The organism is Runella sp. MFBS21, from assembly GCF_029433105.1.
In the GTDB taxonomy this organism is placed as follows: domain Bacteria; phylum Bacteroidota; class Bacteroidia; order Cytophagales; family Spirosomataceae; genus Runella.
The window spans coordinates 509,206-534,710 of the sequence record NZ_JARNTW010000001.1; the positions used below are offsets into that span (position 1 = coordinate 509,206).

General features: G+C 42.3%; 14 protein-coding genes. 6 read left to right on the top strand and 8 right to left on the bottom strand.

Annotation, left to right across the window (positions count from 1 at the left end; genetic code table 11):
• Positions 1-12: 12 nt before the first annotated feature.
• From P1X15_RS01990 to P1X15_RS02000, 3 genes are all read right to left on the bottom strand, one after another.
• Positions 13-1,737, bottom strand: a complete 1,725-nt coding sequence (locus P1X15_RS01990) for a SusD/RagB family nutrient-binding outer membrane lipoprotein (RefSeq protein WP_277336464.1) — start codon at positions 1,735-1,737, stop codon at positions 13-15.
• A 20-nt stretch (positions 1,738-1,757) separates the two neighbouring features.
• On the bottom strand, positions 1,758-5,105 hold the full coding sequence (locus tag P1X15_RS01995; RefSeq protein ID WP_277336465.1) for a SusC/RagA family TonB-linked outer membrane protein: 3,348 nt from the start codon (positions 5,103-5,105) through the stop codon (positions 1,758-1,760).
• Between the two features lie 618 nt (positions 5,106-5,723).
• Entirely contained in the window at positions 5,724-6,497 is a 774-nt protein-coding gene (locus P1X15_RS02000) for a patatin-like phospholipase family protein (protein WP_277336466.1), read from the bottom strand.
• Positions 6,498-6,710: 213 nt separating this feature from the next.
• Between P1X15_RS02000 and nspC the strand changes: the two genes are divergently transcribed.
• Together nspC and P1X15_RS02010 are read left to right on the top strand one after the other, a co-directional pair.
• Positions 6,711-7,868 carry a carboxynorspermidine decarboxylase gene (gene nspC / locus P1X15_RS02005; RefSeq protein ID WP_277336467.1) on the top strand — a complete coding sequence of 386 codons (1,158 nt, stop codon included), beginning with the start codon at positions 6,711-6,713 and terminating at the stop codon, positions 7,866-7,868.
• A gap of 262 nt (positions 7,869-8,130) precedes the next feature.
• A complete protein-coding gene (locus P1X15_RS02010; protein WP_277336470.1) occupies positions 8,131-8,541 on the top strand; it encodes an Rrf2 family transcriptional regulator in 411 nt (136 codons plus the stop codon).
• Here P1X15_RS02010 and uvrA read toward each other — a convergent pair.
• A complete protein-coding gene (gene uvrA / locus P1X15_RS02015; protein WP_277336471.1) occupies positions 8,525-11,392 on the bottom strand; it encodes an excinuclease ABC subunit UvrA in 2,868 nt (955 codons plus the stop codon). The genes P1X15_RS02010 and uvrA overlap by 17 nt on opposite strands.
• Positions 11,393-11,652: 260 nt before the next feature.
• Here uvrA and P1X15_RS02020 point away from each other — a divergent pair, with 260 nt between their 5' ends.
• Together P1X15_RS02020 and P1X15_RS02025 are read left to right on the top strand one after the other, a co-directional pair.
• A complete protein-coding gene (locus P1X15_RS02020; RefSeq protein WP_277336472.1) occupies positions 11,653-12,723 on the top strand; it encodes a 6-bladed beta-propeller in 1,071 nt (356 codons plus the stop codon).
• A gap of 166 nt (positions 12,724-12,889) precedes the next feature.
• Positions 12,890-13,645 (top strand): hypothetical protein, encoded by a 756-nt coding sequence (locus tag P1X15_RS02025; RefSeq protein WP_277336473.1) that lies wholly within the window; start codon positions 12,890-12,892, stop codon positions 13,643-13,645.
• 56 nt (positions 13,646-13,701) lie between these two features.
• Here P1X15_RS02025 and P1X15_RS02030 read toward each other — a convergent pair whose 3' ends face one another.
• The 4 genes from P1X15_RS02030 to P1X15_RS02045 all read right to left on the bottom strand — a co-directional run bounded on the left by P1X15_RS02030 (position 13,702) and on the right by P1X15_RS02045 (position 20,315).
• Entirely contained in the window at positions 13,702-15,633 is a 1,932-nt protein-coding gene (locus P1X15_RS02030; RefSeq protein WP_277336474.1) for a hypothetical protein, read from the bottom strand.
• Positions 15,634-15,674: 41 nt separating this feature from the next.
• Positions 15,675-18,050, bottom strand: a complete 2,376-nt coding sequence (locus P1X15_RS02035; RefSeq protein ID WP_277336475.1) for an ELWxxDGT repeat protein — start codon at positions 18,048-18,050, stop codon at positions 15,675-15,677.
• A 106-nt stretch (positions 18,051-18,156) separates the two neighbouring features.
• Entirely contained in the window at positions 18,157-19,254 is a 1,098-nt protein-coding gene (locus P1X15_RS02040) for an alpha/beta hydrolase (RefSeq protein ID WP_277336476.1), read from the bottom strand.
• A gap of 329 nt (positions 19,255-19,583) precedes the next feature.
• Positions 19,584-20,315: an outer membrane beta-barrel protein gene (locus tag P1X15_RS02045; protein ID WP_277336477.1), complete on the bottom strand. Its 732-nt coding sequence runs from the start codon at positions 20,313-20,315 to the stop codon at positions 19,584-19,586.
• 147 nt (positions 20,316-20,462) lie between these two features.
• Here P1X15_RS02045 and P1X15_RS02050 point away from each other — a divergent pair, with 147 nt between their 5' ends.
• Entirely contained in the window at positions 20,463-21,548 is a 1,086-nt protein-coding gene (locus tag P1X15_RS02050; protein WP_277336478.1) for a hypothetical protein, read from the top strand.
• A 111-nt stretch (positions 21,549-21,659) separates the two neighbouring features.
• Positions 21,660-25,487: a PVC-type heme-binding CxxCH protein gene (locus P1X15_RS02055; protein WP_277336479.1), complete on the top strand. Its 3,828-nt coding sequence runs from the start codon at positions 21,660-21,662 to the stop codon at positions 25,485-25,487.
• The last annotated feature ends 18 nt before the right edge of the window (positions 25,488-25,505 follow it).

Consider the following 25,505-nt stretch of genomic DNA (forward strand, 5'->3'; position numbering starts at 1 on the left):
TCAGGTTTTAAATTATTGGAACTTAAACTTCAACACATCCCAGAAAACAGCAGCTTCTGGCGTATCAAACGCAACTGGACTTTTAGGCGCGCTTTTGTTGAGGTCGGTTTCTTGTTGAGGTTGAGGCAAACGCAATGGGAACTGACGGAAACGAGCGATAGGCTTTTGGATATCGTTAGGATAACCTGTGCGACGGAATGCCGTATACATTTCATGACCATTACCGAAGTTGCTAAACCATGCTTGTTTTAAAGCGATGTTTAGTTTTTGGGCGTCATTAGGTGCATCGTCATAGCGTTTCAAGTATAAATTGACATATTTGTCGATGGCAGCAGTAGTGGGTGCAATTGCAGCTGCATCTGCTGCGGAGCCTACTGATACTACTTTAGCCATTTGCTCACGCATAGCCGCCTCAAATAGTTGACGTGCATTGCCAGTAGAAATACCTGACAAGATTGCCTCAATTTGGTAGTACTTAGTCATCCAGCTTGTGATAAGAGGCGTGATACCATCACCTGCACGTGAAGCAGCGGTGTTACCGGTAGTAGCAGCCGTAAGTGTACCAGCGGCATTGTATGTCAAAGCATCATAAGCACCAGCTGCAGGATAAGCACCTGGAGAAGTACGGAAGTTTACGTCTTGCGGAACCCCCGAAATATCACCACGGTCACGGCCAAATATACCCGCCAAAAACAAACGGTCATTGTTTGTGAAAGGCTTTCCTTTGTCGGTATAAAGTGCTTTAATGATATCTTGGTTCAACACAAAATAAGCATACGTACATCCTGAAGCTTGTGAACAAGGAATAGTATTGGCCTGTCCTTGGTCATTTGGATTCAAGATAGATGTAGTTTGACGCTTGAAATAAAATGGAAAACGTGGGTCATCATCCAATAGCATTTCATACATGTATTGATGTAAGAAATAAGTGAATGAACTTGGGTTTGAGACGTATCCCCCTTGGAACCAAGGGTGACGACCCTCAGGGTTGGCTAGGCGGTTGTAGCGGAATTGGAAATCCTGTGCTGCAGTTTGGATGTAATTGCCACTTGTCAAGATAGCGTTGATTGCAGCGGCGTTGTTGCGTACCAAACGAGTGTTAATCAACAATCTCAATTTGACAGTATTAGCTAGACGAGTCCAAGAAGCAATATTGCCACCATAGTACAAGTCACCACTTACGGTAGCTTGGCCAGTTTTGGCAAAGTTGGCAACTGCTGCATCACAAAGCTTGATGAGGTCTTCATAAATATCCTTTCCAGCATCAAATTTAGGGTTGATGTTTGCCGCTTCATAGTTTCCTGCAAACGCCTCTGTGTAAGGAGCATCCCCAAACAAATCTACAAACAGACCGAAGTGATAAGCTTTCATCACTTGAGCTATCCCAAGATAATATTGAGCAGAGGTATTAGCTTCGGCGGCTTTGATGATTTCTTCTAGGTCTTTAGCGCCATTTGAATAGAAATCATTCCAGCCTCCATTATAGGAGTTGTTGCTCAGGTTGTAAGAATCAGAACTTGACATAACACCCATAAAACCGTGAGCGTCGTTGTTGAAGTTGTTGAAAAATCCTAGAGTACTAAGCTGTGAAGAAGTCAACAACAAGGCAAAGTCAGCTTTGGAGGGGTTGTTAGGGTCTGTATTGATGTTAAGATCAAACATATTACAGCTGCCTACTACTATCATCAACCCTAAGGCCAAAGCGGTACGTTGGATATATTTTAAAAATCTTTTCATGTGCATTCTCATTGGTTAGATTAAAACGTGAGATTCAAGTTTACCCCAAAACGGCGTGTTGAAGGTTGAGCACCTAAGTCAAACCCTTGGATATTTGAATCAGGGAATGAGCCTAGTACTTCAGGGTCAAACCCTAAACCTTTGAGCAAGTTGGGTGAACGGAACCAAAGGTTACGACCTGATGCAGATACGCGGGCGCTTCCGAATGGAGTCTTGGTCAACCATTTTTTTGGAATAGTGTATCCTAATGAAATCTCACGAATACGAATAGTGGTGATGTCATAAACGTTTACTTCATCTTGACCATACGCTCCAAATCCGCGAGAGAAGTGCCAGTCAAAAGCAGTAATACCCGTAGTGTTGACCAACGGCTTGCCGTCATCTCCTAGTACAGGGGTACCGTAAGTTTGGCCAGTGGCAGGATCAGTAGTAAATTTGGTGTTGTCACCATATACGCCTGGTACTACGCGAAGAGCCTCACGATCTTCTTGGAATTTGAGCATCCCACGCAATAATAAAGAAGCAGCAGTAGATGACCACATTTGACCTCCATCGCGGTAGTCAAGTAAGATACCCAAATTGATACCTTTCCATGAGAATGTATTGGTCCAGCCTAATGTAAAATTAGGGTTTGGATTTCCAATGATTTGTGAAGTAGGTAAGGCATAAGGCAGACCGTCAAGTTCATTAATTAGCAGATTGCCGTCTTTGTCACGCGCATTTTTTGTTCCGAAAATCTGCCCATAAGGATAGCCTGTTTTGTGGATAGTACCTAAGGCAGAGGTACCCGTTCCACCTAAGAAGATAGAGCCTTGAGGGCCTGCATCTTTTACAAGAGAACGAATACGGGTAAAGGCAAAGCTGCTCGACCATTCAAAACCATTAGCAAGACGCACAGGAACTAAATTTAAGGAGATTTCCCAGCCTTTGTTGTTAATCCACCCAGCGTTTACGATTTGCTCTGTAAAACCAGAAGAAGCCGCTACACGTTGAGCAATGATTTGGTCTTTAGCATCAGAGTTAAACCAAGTAATGTCGGCAGAGATACGGCTTTTCAAGAAACTTAATTCCAATCCTACCTCTAGCTCGCTTTTAAACTCTGGACGAAGAGTGGCATTGTTGGCACGGTCGCTCAAACTAGCACGATAGAAAGTCTGTCCAGCATAGTTACGATAGGCTACGCCAAGTGGATATACAGTTTGTAGACGATAAGGATCAGTATCGCTACCTACTTTACCATATCCTATGCGTAGTTTACCATTGTCAACAAACGAAGGCATTTGGAATGCATCCGTAAAGTTGAAAGACAAAGTAGCCGCAGGATAGAAGTAGCTGCGATTGTCGGCAGGCAGGGTTGAAGACCAGTCGTTACGACCTGTCAATCCCAAGAACACCATATTTTTGTAACCTACCAATACATCGGCATATACCCCATACAGACGACGTAAAGAAGTAAAGTCTTCAGTTACGATTTGAGAGGCCGTGGCACTTGCTCTATCGAGGCCACGCGAAATAATATCAACTGCCGAAATGGTTTGGCTACGGTTGAAGCGTTGGTTAAGGTTACCACCTGCTAAAGCACGGAAAGAGATATTTTCACCAAACTCACGGTTGACACTCATGATAAGGTTATAGTCTTGCTCCATAAAGCCTACATCTTGGTTACGAATAAAACCAAGTGGCTGGGCAGTACCTCCTTTGGCGGTACTACGCACACGGCGGTCACTATAAGTATTGATACCTCCTTTGAGCAAAATATTGAACCAAGGCGTAACATCATAAGATAATGCTAAGTTACCGAAAGCACGGTTTACCTCGCTCGTTCCTTTGTTGTATTTGATACTCCAAAGTGGGTTGTCAAGACCCGAACGGTAAAATAAGTTGGCGCCGTTCCGTGGATCTTCAAAAGGATAGCCGTTCAAATTGTAGTTACGTGGCAAATAATACAAACGCCCGAAGATAGAACCTTCGTTGCTGAATCCGCCATAATCAGTATAATAGCCTGCTCCGAGGGGAGGGTTAGCGGTAGTAGTATTTACGTAGTTAACGTTTCCAGAGACAGTAAGACCATTGGCTAGAGTAGCGTTTCCACCGAAGCTCAAGTTGGTACGGCTTGATTTTTGGCTAGGTACAATTCCCTCATTGGTCATACGAGAGATAGTAGCATTCAAGGAAGTTTTGTCACCCGTAGAGCTAATGTTAATCCCATTTTCCCACAGCTGCCCTGTTTTGAAGAAACCACCCACCACATCGTGCGCCATTACAGGCTCTGCAATACCATTGCCGTATTGGTCACACAATTCAGGATACATCGCACATAGGTTTTGGTTGAGGTTGAGCTGATGCTCTGCAAAACCATCAGGATAAGGCTTGCCAGCATTAGGACCGTAGCGGTAAGTGCTGTAAGTTTTGGTATAGCGAGGTTGCCCATCATAATACTGTTGGTTTACTTTATCAACGTAATTAGGCATTGGAGGTCCCCAGTTTCCAATAAAAGTACCACTATAGTTCTGGTTAGAACCTTGGGTATAAGCGTCTTGATATTCGGGTAAAGAGGAGATTTTTTCAGTATTGTAAGACATGTTATAGCTTACTTCTAGGCCTTTACGAGCCTTTTTGCTACCGGCTTTGGTAGTAATCAAAATGACACCATTGACCGCCCGCGAGCCGTACAAGGCTGCAGCTGCTGCACCTTTCAACACAGTCATAGACTCGATGTTGTTGGGGTCGATGTCATATGCACGGTTTGAAGCGCCAGTATTATTTGCAAAGCTACCTGCTCCACCAGCACTTACAGAGTTATCAAAGGGAATACCATCTACTACAAAAAGAGGCTGAGTGCTACCAGTCAATGAGTTGAAGCCACGAATGTTGATTTTAGTAGCTTGACCAGGGGCGCCACCTCCTCCTACGATTGTAACCCCAGGGACTTTGGCAGAAAGAGCTCTAAGGGGGTCGGGCTCAGAGCGTTGTTGGAGTGATTCTCCCCCGACGTTGGTGACGGCATAGCCTAAGCCTTTTTTCTCACGTTGAATCCCGATAGCTGTTACGACTACCTCGGTGAGTTGTTTGGTGTCTGAAGCTAACTTCACATCAATGGCCGAACGACTTCCTACTCCGATTTCTTGAGTAAGCGTACCTACAAAGCTAAAGACAAGAGTAGAGCTATTGGTAGCCATAATTGAGTAATTACCGTCGGCGTCTGTATTGGTACCTTTGGTTGTACCTTTCACAACTACCGACACGCCTGGCAGCGGCGTTCCGTCCTCTGCCGAGGTGATCTTTCCTGTAACCTTGCGCTCTTGGGCTTGTAAAGAAATCCACGAAACACAGGCTAAAAGAAAGCTCAGAAATAGAGATTTCCTCATAAAGGTGATTTAGTTTGTTTAGATTAAGTAATTATTAAAAATCGCGTAAGCGCACACCGAGCAAACAACATTAGCTGTTTGAAAATAAAAGCAATACAATACTACCACATCGCGCTTTTTGGGTAAATTGGAAAGGCGATGCAATAATCAAAAAAATCTAAATAAAATATTATTATTCCGATGTAAAGGAATAACTAAGAAGAGTGGAGAAGATAAAGTGTATAATTTGGATTCATAAAAAGATTTAGTTAGGTTAAGAAAATGTTTGTTCTCGTAAAGTAAAATAAACTATATCATATTTCCAATAACCAGTAAATTTGATAAAAGCCTAATTTTTCAAAAAAAATAGAGTGTAAATAAGTAGGATGCCGAAGAAAATATGGTTAAAAACCGCTTTTTTGAGCAAATTTCTTGGGTATTGTATTTTTTTTGGGCTATTAAATCACTGTAAAATTATAAAAATACTGGAATATTAATATTTGTAATTTTCTTTAAAAAGTGCAATAAATTCAAATTTAAAGAGTATTTTTATTTTATTTTTTTGGAGTAGAAGACCCTTGGTTGGTCTAAAGAAAATGGGAGTTTGTCTCTTTTCGCAATAATTTTAGAACGAGCTTTCTAAGAAAGGAGGAGTTTTTCTAGGTACATAAGCTGTTCAGGTGATTTTAATACTTCTCTATATCCAATAGTGAATATCTCTCTGGCCTTTCTGACATCAAAAATATCGAATCTTCCTACTTCTTTGGGTTCAATGACTAAGTGGCATTGCCGGAGACGCTCTTGGGTTTTGTTTCTAACAGCTAGCATCAAGCTACGTTCTACCACATTGCGAGTTGAAGTGAGCGGCTTATCTTGTAAAGAGGGATTGCAATTGGCTCCTATGATGATATCTACTTTTTTATCAAGTAAAGGTTCTATGGGTAAGTTATTCAAGACAGCCCCATCTACAAATAGCTGTTTTTTGTAACGAATAGGCTCAAAAATGCCTGGTAAACAGCTAGATGCCATCAAAGGATAGATAAGTTCGCCTGAATCAAAATACACAATTTCGCCTGCTTCAATATCAGTTGCTGCCACAAATAGCGGAATTTGTAATTTGTCAAAACTATTGTGAGGCAACAATTCTCTGTAAAGTTCTTCGGCTTTGTGCATTCGCAAAAGCCCAGGGCCATTGAATGAAGGACGAATATATTTTAAGAAATTAGTTTTTAGTAGAATCCCCAATACGTCGTCGGGGGTATATCCGTGAGCAATCAATGCGCCTGCAATTGCGCCCGCACTCGTACCTGCAATATAATCAGGGTGTATGCCTTTTTCTTGCAATGCTTTGATGACCCCTAAGTGCATGATGCCACGGGCTCCGCCGCCCGAAAGTACTAATCCAATTTTCATGGTTTGTTGACTGTTAGTTTTGTCCAAATCTTAATAATACTATAACGTAGTGCTGTCTCTATGGAATAAAAGTAGGTAAAAATTCTCCCGTCTTATTCATGGATTTCTAAACAGAATTGTATAGTAATAGGTTTTCTATTATAATACAAGCTCAATTTAATAAATGTTTCCAATATGATTTTTCTAACTTTGCGGCCTTAATCCATTTATGCTATGTCTATAGATTTTTCTCAGATTCCGTCTCCTTGTTTTGTACTAGAGGAGAAACTACTTCGTCAAAACCTTACGCTGATTCGGAAAGTGATGGATGAAGCTGGATGTCATATCATTTTGGCATTGAAGGGATTTTCGATGTTTAGTGTGTTTCCGATTGTTAAAGAGTATTTGCCAGGAGCTACCGCTAGTTCGCTCAATGAGATTAAACTTATCAACGATTATCTAGGATATCAATCTCATACCTACATACCTGCCTATCAAGAATCGGAGTTTGAAGAGGTATTGCAACGGAGTAGTCATATTACATTCAATTCTTTGGCCCAATGGGAACGCTTTAAAGGGTATGTTAAACATCATAACCAAACAAATCCTGACAAACAGGTATCTTGTGGGATTAGAGTAAATCCGCAGTATTCGGAAGTCGAAACCGACATGTATAATCCTTGTGTGCCAGGGTCGCGCTTGGGTGTAACACGGGATCATTTTGGAGCAACACTTCCTGAAGGAATAGAAGGTATCCACTTTCATACTTTATGTGAAAATGGCTCAGATGTATTGGAACGTACCCTAGATGCTTTAGAGAGCCGTTTTGGAGATTTGCTTTATCAAGCCAAATGGCTTAATATGGGAGGAGGGCATTTGATGACTAGAGAAGGGTATGATATTCCGAAGCTTATAATGCTCATCAAAAAAATCAAACAAAAGTATGGACTTGAAGTGATTTTGGAACCCGGTTCGGCCATTGCCTGGCGGACAGGCTATCTGACTTCTAGCGTATTGGATATTGTGGATAGTCAAGGTATACAAGTAGCTATTTTAGATACTTCTTTTGCTGCGCATATGCCTGACACCCTCGAAATGCCCTATAAACCTCGCATTGTGGGGGCTTATCATGAGCCTCAAGCGGGCAAGCCTACCTATCGCTTAGGTGGAATGACTTGCCTAGCAGGTGACTTCATGGGAGATTATTCTTTCGATGAGCCGTTGGAGATTGGAAGTAAATTGGTTTTTGAAGATATGATTCACTACACTATGGTCAAAACGACCACTTTTAATGGTGTCAATCTTCCTTCGATTGGGATATGGCAAGCCGACAACTCCTTTAAGTTGGTAAGAACTTATGGCTATGAAAGTTTTAAGGACAGATTGAGCTAATCCACACAATTAAGACTTAGAGGAAAGTATAAGGGAGAGTGTGCCAAATAAAGACATTGGAAAAGAGGAGTAAAGAGGAACTATATTGCTACAATTATGGTATAATGGCTTCCTTTATTGAGTATTTTGACAGTAATTCTACATAAAAAATGTCTTTAATGGTTAAAATATATTAAATTAATCGAGTAAATTTGCTTTTGACCAACCCTATAGTACCTCTCAACTTACATGAATAACTTTCCTAACTTAATTTAAAAGAAAAATGATCTCTAAAAAAGCCAAATACGCCCTCAAAGCCCTTAAAGTCTTGACGGAAGAACATGGCAAAGGCCCTGTTTTGATTTCTCATATTGCAGAAAGGGAGAATATCCCTAAAAAATTTTTGGAAGCAATTTTACTAGAACTACGGAATCATGGGATATTGTCAAGCCAAAAAGGCAAAGGTGGAGGATACCTTTTAAGGGTAGAGCCTTCACGAGTTAACTTTGCCCAAGTGATTAGGGTGATTGACGGGCCTATAGCTCCCACACCCTGTGTCTCACTTCACTTTTACGTAAAGTGCGATGATTGTATCGACGAAGCAACTTGCGCTCTCCGCCCTGTCATGGAGCAGGTAAGAGATGCAAATTTAGGCGTCTATGAAGGAACAACGCTCGCTATTTTTGTGAAATAGTATTCATTTTTTCCTTCAAAAACGACGCTGTATAATTATCAGAAAGGAGGGTCATTTCTTCGGGAGTACCTGTAAATGTAATGTACCCTCCTTTGTCTCCTCCTTCTGGGCCTAAATCAATAATCCAATCGGCCGATTTTATCACTTCCACGTTATGCTCAATCACCATCACAGTATCTCCTTGATTGACAAGTGCGTTGAAAGCTTTTAACAGCTTTTGAATGTCATGAAAATGCAGACCGGTGGTGGGTTCGTCAAAAATAAATAATGACCTTCCTTGATTAGGGTTTGATTTACTCAAAAAGAAAGCAAGCTTTACCCGCTGGGCTTCTCCGCCCGAAAGGGTGTTTGATGACTGTCCAAGTTTAATATATCCCAGCCCTACTTCTTGCAATGGCATAAGGCGGTCGGCTAGCTTGGGTTCTGTATCCTGAAAAAACTCAATAGCTTCGCTGATAGTCATGTCTAGTATTTCAGCAATATCTACCGTTTTTCCCTCCGCCTTCTGATACCGTACATCTAGCACTTCTTGTTTGAAGCGTTTGCCACCACAAGCCTCACATTTGAGATAAATGTCGGCCATAAATTGCATCTCTATCTTTACTTGGCCTTCTCCTTGACAGGTTTCGCAGCGGCCTCCTTCTACATTAAATGAAAAATGAGAAGGCTTATAACCCCTTGCTTTGGCAAGTGGTACTTCGCTCATCATTTGCCTGATATAGTCATAGGCTTTGATATAAGTGACAGGATTAGAGCGAGACGACTTACCGATAGGATTTTGATCGACCATCTCAAGATTGTCGATACGGTCTAGGCTACCGGTTAGGTTGGTATATTTCCCCGTTTCTTCGTTATATTCTCCTTTTTGTCGAGCTAAGGCTGGATACAAAATCTTACGAATAAGTGTTGATTTTCCAGAGCCAGATACACCTGTGATCACGGTGAGTGTTCCTAACGGAAACTTTACGTCTATATCCTTTAAATTGTTTTCGCGGGCTCCTGTCAATTCAAGCCAATGCGTAGCTTTTCGACGAAATGTGGGCACGGGAATCTTGTCTTGAGCTCTCAGAAATCGTACGGTGTGAGAGGGCGTATCTTCTTGAAGATTGTTTATATTGGTCCAGTTTCCTTGCCATACTACCTCTCCTCCGAGGTTGCCCGCATCGGGACCAATGTCGATAATTTGGTCAGCGGCTCGCATTACTTCTTCTTCATGCTCAACCACTATGACCGTATTGCCCATGTCTCTCAACGATTCAAGTACTCCCACAAGTTTACGGGTATCGCGGGGGTGAAGCCCAATACTAGGCTCATCCAAAATATACATAGAGCCCACTAAGGCACTTCCTAAAGAAGTCGCAAGTTTGATGCGCTGAAATTCGCCACCTGAGAGACTATTGGTAAGGCGGTTGAGGGTGAGGTAGCCTAAACCTACCCGTTCCATGTATTCGAGACGGTTTTCTATTTCGACCAATATCCTTTTAGATACACTGTATTGGTATTCTGAAAGTTGGAGATTTTTGAAAAAACTCAGCACTTCCGAAATCGGCATCAACACCAAATCCGTAATAGAAGCTCCTCCCACTTTGACGTAGCTTGCATCTTTACGTAACCGTGAGCCACGGCACTCAGGACAAGTAGTACGGCCTCGGTAGCGAGAAAGCATGACGCGGTATTGGACTTTATGAGTTTGAGATTCGAGATGCTCAAAGAAATGGTTTAAACCTTCAAAATATTCATTCCCAGTCCACAAAATGGCTTTTTGGGCGTCGGTCAAATCTTTATAGGCCCGGTGAATCGGGAAGTCGAATCGGATACCATGCCTTAATAGAGGGGCCAGCCACTCACTCATTTTTTCGGTACGCCAAGGAGCGATGGCTCCCTCAAAAATAGAGAGGTTTTTGTCGGGAATCACTAAATCGGGATCCAAGCCTAGCACTTTCCCAAAACCTTCGCAGCGCTTGCAAGCTCCGTATGGATTGTTGAAGCTAAAAAGATTGACACTTGGCTCTTCAAATTTGATACCGTCAAGCTCAAATTGATCCGAAAATTCGCGACGCTCACTACCAACCACTTCTACAAAGCATATTCCTTCGCCCTCAAAAAATGCGGTCTGAACCGAATCAGAAAGTCTAAATTGAGTATCTTCATCCTCTTTTTTTACGACAGTGCGATCAATAAGAATACATAAGTCGGCGGGGTCTGTATTGATTTCTTCTTCAAGCAACTCTTCGATAAGCCGTATCTCTTGTTGAAAAACAATCCTGGTATACCCTTTTGAAAGTAAGATATTTAACTCTTGAGAAAGGGTACGGTCATTTTTGATGATTAGGGGGGCAAGCACCATGATGCGCGTGCCTTCATCATGACTAAGGATAAAATTCACCACATCAGTGACGGTATCTTTACGTACTGCCAGCCCTGAAATGGGAGAATACGTAATGCCTGCGCGGGCAAAAAGCAATTTTAGATAGTCATAAATTTCGGTGGTAGTGCCTACGGTAGAGCGTGGATTGCGGGTATTTACTTTTTGCTCGATAGCTACCGCAGGGGATACGCCTTTGATGTAGTCAACTTCGGGTTTTTCCATTCGTCCCAAAAACTGACGCGCATAGCTGCTGAGACTTTCTACGTACATACGTTGTCCTTCTGCAAAAAGCGTGTCAAAAGCAAGGGACGATTTTCCGCTTCCCGACACCCCCGTAACTACCACCAGCTTGTTGCGAGGAATCACTAGATCGATGTTTTTTAGATTGTTGACACGAGCACCTTTGATGATGATGTATTGCTTCGGACTGATGGCTTCGAAGTCTATTTGAGAAGAATGTTGCGATTGGTTAACTACGTTCATGTGGCTGGTTGCTAAACTTACAAAGTTAGGGAAAAGCCCTCCCAAATACTAACCTTAGTTTTTTGAAAATGGTTTGCCAATGGTTGAAGTTGACCAAAACAAAATGAAGCTGAAAGTGCCTTACACGATTGATGAAGAAAGAATTAGCAACTACAAGATATTATAAGAAGTATAAAAATCAGGTTTCTTGCTTAGGTAAATATTCAATACCTAAAGACTATTTGTTTAGCATTAATAAAAAATACATTCTTAATAAAATCATGAATCCTTCTACTTCGCGTCGCGACTTTATGAAAACTACCGCAGCTACTTTGTTGGCACCTTCGATTATTACTTCTGTCAATGCTCAGACCAATGATGGGGACGGGGCTATTGTGGGTCATGGGTCTCATCGCTATAAAATTCAAGCCAACTGGGGAAAATTAGATGCTAGCAAATTTCCAGTAAAAAACTGCCATGAAATGGTAATGGATAGCAAAGGGCGACTCATTATGGTAACGGACGAAACTAAAAACAATATTTTGGTCTATGACCGTTCGGGTAAATTGCTTGATAGCTGGGGACATGAATATCCAGGTGGTCATGGACTTACACTTTGGAATGCCAACGGCGAAGAATTTTTGTTTATTTGTGACCCCAATTCCAACAAAGTAACCAAGACGGATATTAACGGTAAAGTGATTTTTACCATCGAACATCCCTCTAAAGTAGGTGCTTACAAACCTGAAGATAAGTTTTTGCCTACGGAGACGGCTATCGGGCCCAATGGCGATATTTATGTGGCCGACGGCTATGGTTCACAGTGGATTTTGCAATATTCTTCTAAAGGAGAATTTATTCGCAAATTTGGCGGCTCTGGCGATGGCGATGATCAGTTTGCAACCGCCCACGGTATCACAGTAGATTATCGCAATAAAGCCAATCCTACGCTTGTCATCACGTCGCGCGTTCATAATGCTTTCAAGCGATTTACGTTAGATGGTAAGTATTTATCAACCATATTTTTGCCAGGTGCTTTTGTATGTCGCCCTGTAATTCACGGCGATCATTTATTTGCGGGGGTATGCTGGTCGCGTTTGCGCTATCTCAATCAAACCAATAACTCGGGCTTTGTCACTATCTTAGATAAAAACGATAAAGTAATCTCAAATCCAGGCGGAACAAAACCCGAATATCGTGATGGTAAACTTCAGCTCATGGTTCAGGATGCCGCTACGGTAGGGGGTACTTTTATGCATTGCCACGATGTGTGTGTTGACAACGACGAAAATATCTATATCTGTCAGTGGAATGCCAAACAAACTTATCCTATTAAGTTAGCTCGGGTATAAGATGGAAGTGTAGGGCGAAGAGCATAAAGTCCTATTCTGGGGAAAATGTTCTACATCAAAAGAGGTTAGCACGATTTTTTTGCATTAACTTTACATAGTTTATTGAGATTCAATAAGCCTGCGAGATTTGATAATAAATCATATAAGTTAATACAAAGCAAACGCTATGAAATCCATTTTGACTGCCCTACTTTTGGTTTTTACTGTGGTAGGAATTCAAGCGCAATGCCGTCCAGCAACGGCTGCCGAAAATGAAGCCTACGAACGTGTTGTTAAAGAATTACAACGCCAGTTTACCTCCAAAACACCTAGTGGTAATTGGAAAGTATTTGATGAAAAGCATTCTATGGGTGCTTTGGAGGTAACCTCTGAGTGGGGAGGATTTGTGCATTTGTGTACCGACCGCTATGATCTTATCATGGAAAAAGCAGAAGTAGCAGCAGCGCGTAAAGCCGAGCTAGATACCCTAAAGCCTCAAACCACTACTCAGCCGTCGTTGTATGTGCATCGCGATACAATGTATCGAGAAAACCCCAATGCCCTGATTCAACGTTCATTAGATACGTATTCTGTAAGTGTGGAAATCAATTTAGGAAATTACCGTTTACAGGATACCGAAAGTGCGCGTATTGTCGAAAACTCTCAGACGATTTCAGTCAGTGGCAGTCCACTTGCATTTGAAGTCCGTCTTAAGCCAGATTTGGAAGGAGCCTTAGGGCGCCAAGAGACAGTGGTATTGTTGGGAGGATGGAGAACTAAGGTCGTCAAAGTAGGGCAAGATATACGGTATCAACCACAGTTTAGAAAAGGCGGAAAACTAGTAGAAAACATAGTAGTGACTATTACGGCTCCTGTTGAAATAGCACGGGAGATTGTCAAACAAATCGATTGGAAGGCAATTGATGCTACCCTAGTAAAATAAATTTTTTAGGCAGTACGCTCTGTCTTGAACGTACTGCCTCACTTAAGTAATAACTCCTAAATTTTAAACACTGAATAGTTTAAATCCCGAGTGGACGAAATATCAAAAGTATACGAAGTATTCGTAACCGGGTTTTTGACGCGTACTTTATAATTAAGATTACCTGACGGAAGTTTAAGGGAAAGATGCGCAATCAAAAAAGTCTTCAATTTGTCATTATAAGAAGCTGAAATAATGGGAGCGGGTTGATTGTTTTGAAATAAATTGTGCATCCACCACCCATTATATCGTTGTTGAAAAGGGGCGTTGGGATATCCACCTTCTACCCACGTCTGTCCACCGTCAAAACTAATGTCTGTAAAAATCAGTTTATGATCTTCAAAATGGTTTTTGTAGGGAGCGATTTTTTTCTGTGCCAAGATAATTCCTTCCCGTACCATAGGCGGTACTTTGCCTTCAGTATTGGCATCCCAGTGTACTACACCGAAATTTTGAAGATTTGAAAAAGCAATCATGGCATCATAAATACGTTGCTCAAAAAGGTCGGAAGTAGACAGCGGATAGCTCCCAAATAGGAACGTGCGAGGGGTAGGTTCCCAGTTTGCAAAACCTAATTTGGTAGGCTCTATATAACGGCTACAATATAGTGTATTCCATACTAGCATTAAATATTGCTCTTCATCAGCCCAGACTTGTTCGGGAGCAGTAGTGGTAAGCTCTACCGAGTGAGAGCCAGCTGGAATAATAGCCTCCGTATGACCACGCCAATGCTGAAAACTCACTTTAAGCTCTTTATGTGCTACTCGTAGAGAGCCATCTTGAGCGTGCAAAGATACACGTGCCCGGCGGTTGCCGTTGGGGGCTGTTCCCAAGTCTGTTACATAATATCGCGTCGGAACGCCTGCTGTCACATTGGTTTTGGGAGATTCCTTCAATCTGATAATATCCGTACTGTACCAATAATTGTATTGCTCATTTTTTTGTACAATCGCCCATACGTAGTAGTAAGGTATAAAATCGGTAGGCTCCATATAATCCAGTTCTTCTTCTAAAACCCGATTATTGAAACGATTGCGAACCCTCCAAATAATACCTCCATTAGGGACATTCCACCAAGAAGAAATATTGCCGTTATCATCAAATTGGGGTTTATTGCCTGGATCAATCTGCCCAATTGGCCCTAGTCCATAAGCCCATATTTTGGATTTGCTATAAAGACGGGTTTTATAGTATAGTTCGGTATAAATGTAGCTCCAACGCTCTTGTACATAATTGAAAAACTGACCATCGTCCATATCTTTGAATTCGGGATTGGTGCCACCGTTGATATTATGGCGATATTTGCCTCCTTCCCACACTTGCCTTCCGCGAGCGATTCCATTCCAATCTCCGAAAAAAATAGATTCAATATCCCATCTGATAAATCCGATTCTCGAATCTGCCACGGCTTTGGCTCTTCGATCTATTTCGCGTTCAGTGAGGATAAAAGGGTTTGTTTTGGCGGCTTCATCTACATTGTCAATAGTTACAGAATTAAAAGGGCCATTGATGATAGTGTAGGTTTTGCCCTGCGCCGAAAAGTCGCGACTAGGATCTGGAGCGTACATAGGATTTAGACCAAAAGATTCTCCATCGATCGTAAAAGCTTCTCGAAAACTTGCTTCGTTGATGTCTACGTAGCGGTTAAATTTAGGTTTGCCTTCAGAGGAAGCAACACAGGCTGCCATGAATCCAAAGTCTCGAAAATCAGAGACATTTTCCCATACTACTTCTTGGGCTGGAAATACTTTGATAAGGTGCCGGAAGGGTTCGTTGGAAGCTTTGTTTGACAAATCAAAAATACCCAGCTTTTTGGCGGGATTATATCCATGAGGATAGCCTCCTTCATCGGGCTCATACATCCCTTGAGAGGGGATACCCTGGGCAAAAGAGCTACTCCACAGCAATAACTTTGCAAATAATAATAGATAATAATTGGGCTTGAGCATTGTCTAGTATGTTTTTCAATAAACTATTGTCTATTTGAGTATCAAAATTTAACACCTGTAAAAAGGCCATTGTTAGTCAACCACATGATATTGTCGAGGGCATTAACCGCGCCATCAAGATTCATATCTGCCGTAGAATAGCGCGAAAATTGCCCATTTTGCTGTTGCCACAGCACTATATCGCCCGCATTGACATCTCCTACCTGATTTTTTTGAATATCTCCTACGTACATCATGTATCGGTTATCCAAATATTTCTGACCTATTCCAGGGATACCTGCTGGGATATACGATTGAGTAATTGTAAAATCATAGAAGAAGTGGTTGTTGATAAACAGGGTAGGCGTAGCTGATACGATACCCACGTGGTTACGGTGCTCGACAGCTACGTAATAGTTTGTGAAGTTTTCGAGTTTGCTAGGGCAGCCCTTGATGTTGCTTACAGAGCCATTGGTTTCGATAGTTGCCGCTGCTCTAAAAACGGTAGTTTTGGGGTCGTCGCGGTTGGTACGTAAAGATACTAGTACCCAATCAGTGACATTGGTGCCATAAGAGCCTATGCTTTCGTTTCCATTATAAAACCACGGACTACCTGAGTAGGGTTGTTTGGCGGGTGTAGGCTGCCCAAATGGACTTATGGGGGTTTGACCAGGTAAGAGACCTTGTTGATTTAATTGGTTGCTCATTACTCCAAAACCTCTTCGATAGGCTCCTTCTAGCATTACTACTACACTACCTACATAATCTGGATAAGCAATAGTGCGAATTGTAATGCGAGCACTACTTGCACAAGTAGACCCTAGCTGTGCCACAAGGAAAAAATCGGTTTTGGAAGAAGTTAGAGTAACACTACTAGGGTTGGATATGATAGGGCCATCCCAGCTCCCCTGTCGCCAGACATGATTGTTGAAACTATTGTAGTTGCTTACAAATCCGGGTAAAGAAATCGCCCCTGGGCTACAAAGAGTTGTATCTGAAGCAATCATATTAAGTGGCAAACAGGCAGCAAGTTTCCAAAGCTCAGTACCTTGAATGCCATTATCAGCTGTAAAATAAAGCGTATCGGCAATAGACACCACATTCCCAATAGCACTGCTGGCGTTACCCATTCTAATTTCAGGCAATGGTGTTGTCAGATTTTCGGTGCCGCCTGACCTCCACCATTCGTGATTGGTAGTGCCATCAGTAGCCGTAAAATACAAAGCTCCTTTGATTTCACTGAGTAGTAAAGGTAAGCTAGACGAACTCTCATCGCCGGGACGAATGTTTTTCACCATAATCGTGCCACTGCTTGTTCCGTCCGATTTCCATAATTCTTGCCCCGTTATACCATTTGTAGCCGAAAAATAAACGGTGCTGCCTATGGCTTTCAGATAGCGGGGTTCACTTCCTTTGGCCCCAGATTGGATATCAGCCACTAATACGGTACCATTGGCTGTGCCATTCGATTTCCAAAGTTCGAGGCCTGTTTGTCCGTCGTTGGCTGCAAAATAGAGCGTTCCGTTAACATTGGTTAAAAACTGAGGCATACTATGAGCCGCTCCACTGGCAATATCTTTTACCATCACTGTTCCACCCGCTGTGCCGTCTGACTTCCAAAGTTCATAACCATTGGTACCATTATTGGCTTTGAAGTATAGAGTACCGTTGATATTAATAAAATATTGTGGTAGGCTACTTTCTGAGCCTGTTTGGATGTCTTTTACCATCACTGTTCCACCCGCAGTTCCATCTGATTTCCAGAGTTCATATCCGTTGGTACCGTCATTGGCAACAAAATACAGCGTACCATTAAAGTTAAAAAGAGATTGAGGGTTGCTTCCTGTACTTCCGCTCAAGATATCCTTTACCATTACAGTGCCGGCAGCGGTGCCATTAGACTTCCAAAGTTCGCTACCGTGGGTATCGTCGGTAGCTACGAAATATAGTGTGCCGTTGACGTCCGTATAACTTTCAGGCATACTACCGACAAAGCCGCTCGCTATATCTTTGAGGAGGAAGGTTCCGTTGGAGGTCCCGTCAGATACCCAAATTTCGTGACCCGTGTTGAGATCATCAGCTGTGAAATACAGAAAATTGCCTATACTGGTAAGTCCATGAGCAGTGCCTGGCAAATCTTTGATTTTTAGAGTGCCCGTAGCTTTGCCATTAGATTTCCATAGCCCTAGGGTGTTATCATTTTGTTTGGCCAAAAAATAAACAGATCCTTTATGGCTGACCAAAAATCTAGGGTCACTACTAAGTGTATTAGAAGGAGAAGAAGGGTCGGGTTGGGTATTAATGTCTTTAATTAAGACGGGTGTTTGGGCGTGGAGTAGCCCGCCATAAACCCCCAAAAAATAAAAGATACCAATGAGTTTACAACAGAATAAAAAGTAGGACTCATGGTGAAGATAACAGCGTAAAAGTCTTAACATATGCATTGAGATAGGTATTCATTTGCGATAAGGGGAAAGCGCGAAGACGCTGATAAGAATCTTCTGCTTTTTGCCTTACCACAAATTGAATGCCAAAATGCGTTTGCTAAGACTTTTGATAGAAAAGCCAGTCGAGGGCTTTGGGGAATTCTTTGCTCCATCTAGCCTCCGTGTGCTCACCTTTGGGGTCGGTAGAAAGTTGAAAACGTAGACGTTCGGGCGACCATCCTTGTTTAAAAACGGCTTCTTTGAGGCGTTCTACGCTCGGAATCATGTATTGACCCTCTTTGCCACCTGCATACACATAAATTTTGGTATCTAGTGGATTAAAAAACTCAATGGAGTCAAAATATATTTTTTCGGATACCCATAACGATGGCGAGAAAATCATCAATCTTCCCAAAATTTCGGGATACATCAATCCTGCGTAAATACTAATCAGCCCTCCCATAGAGCTACCTCCTATACCCGTATGCTGACGCTCGGGGAGAGTTCGGTAGTGTCGGTCGATATAAGGCTTGAGCGTTCTAACGATAAAATTAGCATATTTTTTACCTGCCCCCTTGCCAAACTTAGGATGGGTATAAGGTGCAAATTCATGCAAACGATCTCCCTCGGCATGGTCTATGGCTACTATGATGATATCACCTTTGCCTTGCGCCGAGAGTATGGCCATTTTTTTGTCAATTTCCCAGTTGCCATAAGCAGAACCTTCTCCAAACAAATTTTGCCCATCTTGTAAGTAAAGTACAGGGTATGATTTTTTTGAAGTATAATAATCGTAAGGGAGCAAAATACGAACCCGCCGGTTGCGATTGAGTTGAGGTATCTCAAAGCGCTCTGCTACAGTTTCAATGATAGGTACAAAAGAAGTATCGTACACTGCACCGTTTTTACGCCAATAAGGCACAAAATCCTTTTGTACAATTCCTTTTGTGATAACCTTACGGTTTTGAGGGGCTTCTCCAAAAGTATCTAGCTCTACTTGATCCCAACCTCCTCGCGTGTATTTGTATTCGAGTGATTGGTCAAATTGAAAATCAGGAGGAAATTGGAAGTGGTATTTTCCTGCTTCGATTTTTTGCATTTGGTACCGTGGTATGTCTGGAAACCATTCGCAAAAATTGCCTGCTACAAATACTGGGCGCTCATCATCTAGGGCAGTGGTTAGTTCTAGCGCTAAAGACGCATAACGGTTACTCATTACTCTTGTCTCATAAGTTAGTGTCACATCAACACTTACAAAGTTACGAATGTTAAAAAAAAGAATTATTAATAATCCTAAAACAAATTGTATTTATGATACCCCCATTTGTTGTTTTTGGACTATAAATATAAAGAGAAAATAAAATATATGGAGAGCTATGAGTTGATTATCAGAGACTAACCAATTAAAATGACTTGAAGGTAAATCTGATTTTTTATCAAAAATATAACCTAAGAAATTGTATCTTGATAGTTCTACAAAAGCATATTTATGAAGAAAGGCTACGAAATTTCGTAGCCTTTCTTCATAAATAAAGTATGATCTGATTAGAATAGTAAGCTCAAGCCACCATTTATACTAACCAACCCGATTGGATGAACTTCGCGGATGTTTTCATCTACCTTTTCTTTTCCTACGGTAAGAGTACTGGTGAGATTATCAAAACTAGCTCGCGTGCTTACATAATCAGCATTGAGGGCAAGAGCAAAATTCCGACTGATTTTGTATCTAATACTAGCTCCGCCTCCTAAAGTAGCCGAGCCTTTGCGCATCTGCTGAGTTTTAACGGATAAAGGTACATCATAAAAATTCCCCTTAAGCTCAGTAGTAGGGCGTTGAATCCATGAATACCCGCCCATGATGCGTGCATCAAACATAAAGAGACCCGACGAAAAGGTCATAAAAGGTCCTGCCATTAAGTGAGAGCAGTTCCAAGTGCCTCCTGAAGTGGACCAATTGCCACCCGCATGACTTTTTTCAATGTTTTCTACCAATTTTTTAGTGCCAGCATTGTTGAGGCAGTTGGTAAAAGACCCTTGGATGCCCATTCTTCTGGTAAGCCGATAGCCTGCCGATACTTGCATGGAAGTACCTCGCAAGGCCACCACATCCGATGGTGCGGTGGGGTCTCCTTTCATGAGCGACTTAACTGGCATACTCACCCCTCCCGATAAGTTTACGAACCCACGGTGGTCGATATGCGACAAAATGAAACTTTGCTGGGCAAAACTCATGCCCGTGGCAAGCAATCCGATGATAAGGCTATATACTTTTTTCATAACAACTTATGGGATTAAGGTTGATATTGTATACTCCTATCAATATTCGTGCCAAATTTTTAATGTATTGATTTTCAGGTTGGTGTGTTGCCGATTGTTGGGATAAACGATGATTTTACGATATTCGTGATTTGATATAGAAATACAATGTCGTTAGAAAATATTATAGAGAAAATAGCCGCTTTGCAGTCGAAAGGAGAGAAATACTTTGATGAGGGATTGTTTCCTGCATTGCGAACCAACCGTCTTATTGGCTATCATCGCCCCGACACAACGGTGTTTTTTACGGCGGTGATTATATTTACTTTAAAAAAACTCAAACCTAGTCTATCACCCCAATCCCAAAAATTAGTAGAAGAGATAGTACGCAAAGGCATTCAGAATTATCCTCAGTTTCAAAATAAAGATGGTTTAAAAACCTATAATTTCTGGAAAACAAAGCCTTCGAAACATTTCCCGAATGGGTACCTGTTTCGAAGGTTTGAGCATTTTCGTATCCCTGATGATATAGACGATACGGCGATGATTTATCTTACTTCATCACCTACTGAAAAAGAACTTGGATGGCTCAAACAAAAACTGAGCTTACACGCCAATCTTTCAAAACAACAAATCAAAAATACTTATCCTGAATATCGGTTTTTAAAGGCATATTCGACGTGGTTTGGCAAAAATATGTATATCGAATTTGATGCTTGTGTTTTAGCCAATATATTGTACTGTATTTACGAGTATCAATTGCCTGTCAATCACCACGATAAAGATAGTTTGGCTTATATTCGTTCAATTGTCGAAACCAACCGCTATTTATTAGAACCCTTTCGGTGTGCGCATCAATACCCCCGCTCAGTTCCCATTATTTATCATATTGCCCGCCTTATGGGTGCTTTTGATATTGAGGAACTGGTGCCTATTCGTACTAAGTTGATTGAAGATACCCAGATTTTATTGAGTCATCCACAATCTATCATGGACGAAATCGTCTTGAAAACTTCGCTCATGAGATTAGGCATAAGACCTGCTCCAATCACCCGAATTCCGACTTCTAACAAAGATTTTGAAGGGTTTTATTTTTTCATTGCGGGGTTATTGACAGCTTACGAAAATCCCTTGTTGTATCAATTATCTATCTCTCCTTTGGTACAGATGCGGTGGGAATGTGAGGCTCATTGTTGGACTCTAGTAGCCGAATATCTATCATTATACCAAGCTATGACTGAGCAACAGAACTAATAATTTTTAAAATAAAAGCAGGAATTATGATATAGCGCAGCCTTTTATAATAAGTTGAGAAAATTCGGTTTTCTCAACTTCGGTTATATGCTTCTATAAAACTTCCTGGACATGTATTCATTTCGTTTATTTCTTTTTGTGGTAGCTTCCACGTTAGGTTGGTTTGCGTTTAGACCTATCACAAATCCCCCCAAACAGACATCCTTACAACTTGTTCAAAATGAGAAAGAAGGGACTATTTCGGTGTATCGACTGAATGAAAAACAGCCGATTTTGGTGCAAAATGCCAAAGCTGATTTTAGACCTTATCTGCATCCTATTGCTGCTCCCGATGGCAAGGGGATATTGACAGAGTATAGTCCGGGGCATCACAAACATCAAACAGGAATTTATTGGGGATATACACGGGTCAATGGGCGTGATTATTTCCACCATCCCGAAGGAGACTATTGGCGGAGGGTATCAGCCAAAATCATCAAAGCCAAAGGCCCAGAAGTAAAGTGGGAAGCGGTCTATGATTTGTTGGACGAAAAGGGCAATGCCGTTTTGACCGAAACCCAAACGTGGGTTATGCGCGAGCAAGATGGCCGATATTTGTTAGATTTAGAATGGGCAGGAGAAGCCCAAACCGATGTCACTATTGGGAAATACGATTATGGAGGGCTTTTTGTACGGATGCCTTGGAAACAGGGCATCAAAGGAGAAGTAGTGAATGCCGCTCGCCAAAAAGATGCAAAAGCCGAAGGACAACGTGCTGGATGGGTAGATGTGGGAATGCAAATAGAAGGTCGCACAGATTGGGCGCATATTGCCGTACTGGATCATCCTGAAAATAAAGGATTTCCGCAGCATTGGCGGGTCGATGGTCAGCTGGGTATTGGTCCTGCTCGCGCTCGTTTGGGCGATTGGCAAATCAAAAAAGGTAAGGTAGAGGTAATCAAGCATCAACTAGTGATTTACACTGGTGAGCTTAATGACGTGACCATGAACAAAACCTGGAGCGACTACAGCGGCCAAGAAATGATGTATTCGCTATGGGGAATTGCCCAGCAAGAAGGGCGCGATGCTAAATTTTTGACCCCCGAAGAAGCCGTTGCAAGCATGACTTTGAAAGAAGGTTTTAAAGTCAATACTTGGGCTTCCGAGCCGATGATTACACAGCCAATGGCTTTTTGTTGGGACGATAAGGGGCGGCTTTGGATTGCCGAAAACCGCGATTATGAATCACGTGGGAGTGGTTTTTCAAACGCTGGCAATAGTCGTATTTTGATTTTAGAAGATACCAATCACGACGGAGTGGCAGATACTAAAAAAGTATTTCTAGAAGGTATTGCCTTTCCTGCCGCAATGGCCGTAGGGTTTGATGGTTTGTTTTTGGGAGCTCCTCCTAATTTACTTTTTGTACCTGACCGCAACCATGATGATGTGGCAGATATGGACAATATCGAAGTAAGACTTACGGGCTGGGGTATTCGTGACCGTCACGAAACGCTCAATAGTTTACATTGGGGGCCTGACGGCTGGCTGTATGGATGTCAAGGGTTTGCGACTCCATCAAAAGTTAGAAAACCCGAAGGAAAAGGTCGTATTTATCGTCATAAAGACCCCTTTCCAGAAGATATTTTGCAAGGAGAAGGGGTTGATATCAATGGAGGCGTATGGCGGTATCATCCTATCAAAGACAAATTTGAGGTTGTCGCTCATGGTTTTAGTAATCCTTGGGGAATCGATTATGATGCCAAAGGTCAGTTGTTTATCAGTGCTTGTGTGATTCCTCATATGTGGCATGTCATTTTGGGGGGGATTTATCACCGTCAAGGTGGACAGCATTTCAACCCTTACATTTATAGTGATATTCGGACCATTGCCGACCACAGTCACCGGTCGGCGCACGGTGGGGCTAGGGTGTATCAGTCGGATGCTTTTCCAGCCGAGCATAAAGGACGAATTTTTATGGCTAATATCCACGAGCACGCCGTTTTATCGGATATTCTTCAGAAAAGAGGCTCTGGATTTGTAGCCAAACATGGTGATGAACTGCTCATGGCCAACAATGCCCAATGGGTAGGTTTTAGTATGGAAGTAGGCCCTGATGGAGGTTTGTATGTGCTTGATTGGCATGATGCCGACATATGTGGCAAAGAAGTAATCAATGGAGAAACAGGGCGGGTTTTTAGAATTATGCCTAAAGAATCACTCGCCCAGCAGTGGGAAGGTCGATATAGCGATTTAACAAAAATGTCGGACAAACAACTCGTGGCTCTGCAAACGAGTCCGAGCGATTGGCATGCGCGGCGTGCAAGGGTGATTTTGCAAGCACGTGCTACCAAAAATGCGTTGGATAAAGAAGCAGTTGGTGATTTACGCACTATTTTTCAAACCAATTCCAACACCGATTATCGCCTGCGGGCCATGTGGGGAATGTTTGTTACAAACAATCTTCCTGCCACCGAATTATTGAAATCGCTGTCTGATACTGACGAATACATACGGGCGTGGGCGATTCAGCTTTTATGCGAAGACAAGTCTCCTTCCGATGAAGCTAAAGCAATGTTTGCCAAGATGTCAAAAGATGATACTTCCCCCATAGTAAGACTTTACTTAACCTCGGCAGTACAGCGTATAGACGAAGAGTCGGCTTGGAAAATACTCGAAAACCTTTCAAAGCATGGCGAGGATACCGAAGACCATAACCTCCCCAAAATGATTTGGTTTGGTTTGGAACCTTTGGTGAAAAATAATCCTCAAAGGGCGCTTGAATTGGCTTCTCAGACGAAACTGCCGCTCATTGCGAAATACGTAGCGCGACGATTGGTAGATGCCAACAATCCCGAAAGTGTTGTGAAAACCATTGCAGCGTTTTCGAGCTTGCCTAGTGCCAACGGCATTGGGCTTTTGGAAGGAATGCGGGATGGTTTGGAAGGAAGATTTGACTTAAAAGCCCCTGCTAATTGGCCCGCAGTGTACAATAAACTGCGCCAAAGTCAAGGAGAAAAAGCGCAGTTGGCTTTACAAATAGCACAGCGTTTTGGAGATACGGAAGCTACTCAGAAGTTTATGGCTACGCTCAAAAACAAAAATGCGCCCATAGCGCAACGTCAGCAGGCAATACAGGCGCTTGCTGCTCGTAAGAGAGGAGAATTGGCAGACGAAATTCCAACGCTACTCAACGATTCCAAATTGCGTCTGGAGACGATTCGAGCTATTGCAGAATATGATAGAGAGCCTTTAGCGAAATTGTTGATTTCAAAATACAAGGACTTGAATCCCACCGAAAAACAACAAGCGATTCAGACACTTTCATCCAGACCTAAATACGGTTGGCAACTTACGCAAGCCCTTAAAAATCAGACGGTACCTAAACGCGACGTGCCGCCGTATGCTGCCCGTCAGTTGTTGCGTGTGGTAGGAAGTGGTTTTATTGAAGTGTGGGGGCCTATAGAGCAAGAACCTTCTTTGGAAAAGGCTTATTCCAAATACCAACGTATGATTACTGACAAAGCCGTGGCGGCTGCGGATGCTACTAAAGGAGAAGTAGTGTTTCAGCGCACCTGTGGTAGTTGTCATAAAATGTACGGTAAAGGCGGTAATATTGGTCCTGATTTGACGGGTTCAAACCGTGCTAGTCTTGATTATTTACTTTTCAATGTTCTCAATCCAAGTGGCGAAATTCAGGATGATTATAAGCTTGTAGTAGTGACGACCCGCGACGGACGTACGTACTCGGGCAATGTCGTCTCCGAAAACGAACGTCAGCTCACAATGCGGGTAGTAGGACAAGATGCGGTAGTAGTAAATAAATCAGCGATTCAGTCGCGGGAGGTGATGCCGACTTCATTGATGCCCGTGGGTTTGTTTGATGCTTTGTCTGAAGCCGAAGTCCTGAATTTAGTAAAATACCTGCGAACAGTAAGTGGCCCAAAGCAAGCGGGGCGGTAGGTTTGGAAAAGGGCAACG

Coding starts and splice junctions, on each gene's coding strand:
- P1X15_RS01990 (WP_277336464.1), bottom strand. CDS start 1,737: ATGAAAAGATTTTTAAAATATATCCAACGTACCGCTTTGGCCTTAGGG.
- P1X15_RS02010 (WP_277336470.1), top strand. CDS start 8,131: ATGATCTCTAAAAAAGCCAAATACGCCCTCAAAGCCCTTAAAGTCTTG.
- P1X15_RS02000 (WP_277336466.1), bottom strand. CDS start 6,497: ATGAAAATTGGATTAGTACTTTCGGGCGGCGGAGCCCGTGGCATCATG.
- P1X15_RS02050 (WP_277336478.1), top strand. CDS start 20,463: ATGTCGTTAGAAAATATTATAGAGAAAATAGCCGCTTTGCAGTCGAAA.
- uvrA (WP_277336471.1), bottom strand. CDS start 11,392: ATGAACGTAGTTAACCAATCGCAACATTCTTCTCAAATAGACTTCGAA.
- P1X15_RS01995 (WP_277336465.1), bottom strand. CDS start 5,105: ATGAGGAAATCTCTATTTCTGAGCTTTCTTTTAGCCTGTGTTTCGTGG.
- P1X15_RS02020 (WP_277336472.1), top strand. CDS start 11,653: ATGAATCCTTCTACTTCGCGTCGCGACTTTATGAAAACTACCGCAGCT.
- P1X15_RS02045 (WP_277336477.1), bottom strand. CDS start 20,315: ATGAAAAAAGTATATAGCCTTATCATCGGATTGCTTGCCACGGGCATG.
- P1X15_RS02035 (WP_277336475.1), bottom strand. CDS start 18,050: ATGTTAAGACTTTTACGCTGTTATCTTCACCATGAGTCCTACTTTTTA.
- P1X15_RS02025 (WP_277336473.1), top strand. CDS start 12,890: ATGAAATCCATTTTGACTGCCCTACTTTTGGTTTTTACTGTGGTAGGA.
- P1X15_RS02030 (WP_277336474.1), bottom strand. CDS start 15,633: ATGCTCAAGCCCAATTATTATCTATTATTATTTGCAAAGTTATTGCTG.
- P1X15_RS02040 (WP_277336476.1), bottom strand. CDS start 19,254: ATGAGTAACCGTTATGCGTCTTTAGCGCTAGAACTAACCACTGCCCTA.
- P1X15_RS02055 (WP_277336479.1), top strand. CDS start 21,660: ATGTATTCATTTCGTTTATTTCTTTTTGTGGTAGCTTCCACGTTAGGT.
- nspC (WP_277336467.1), top strand. CDS start 6,711: ATGTCTATAGATTTTTCTCAGATTCCGTCTCCTTGTTTTGTACTAGAG.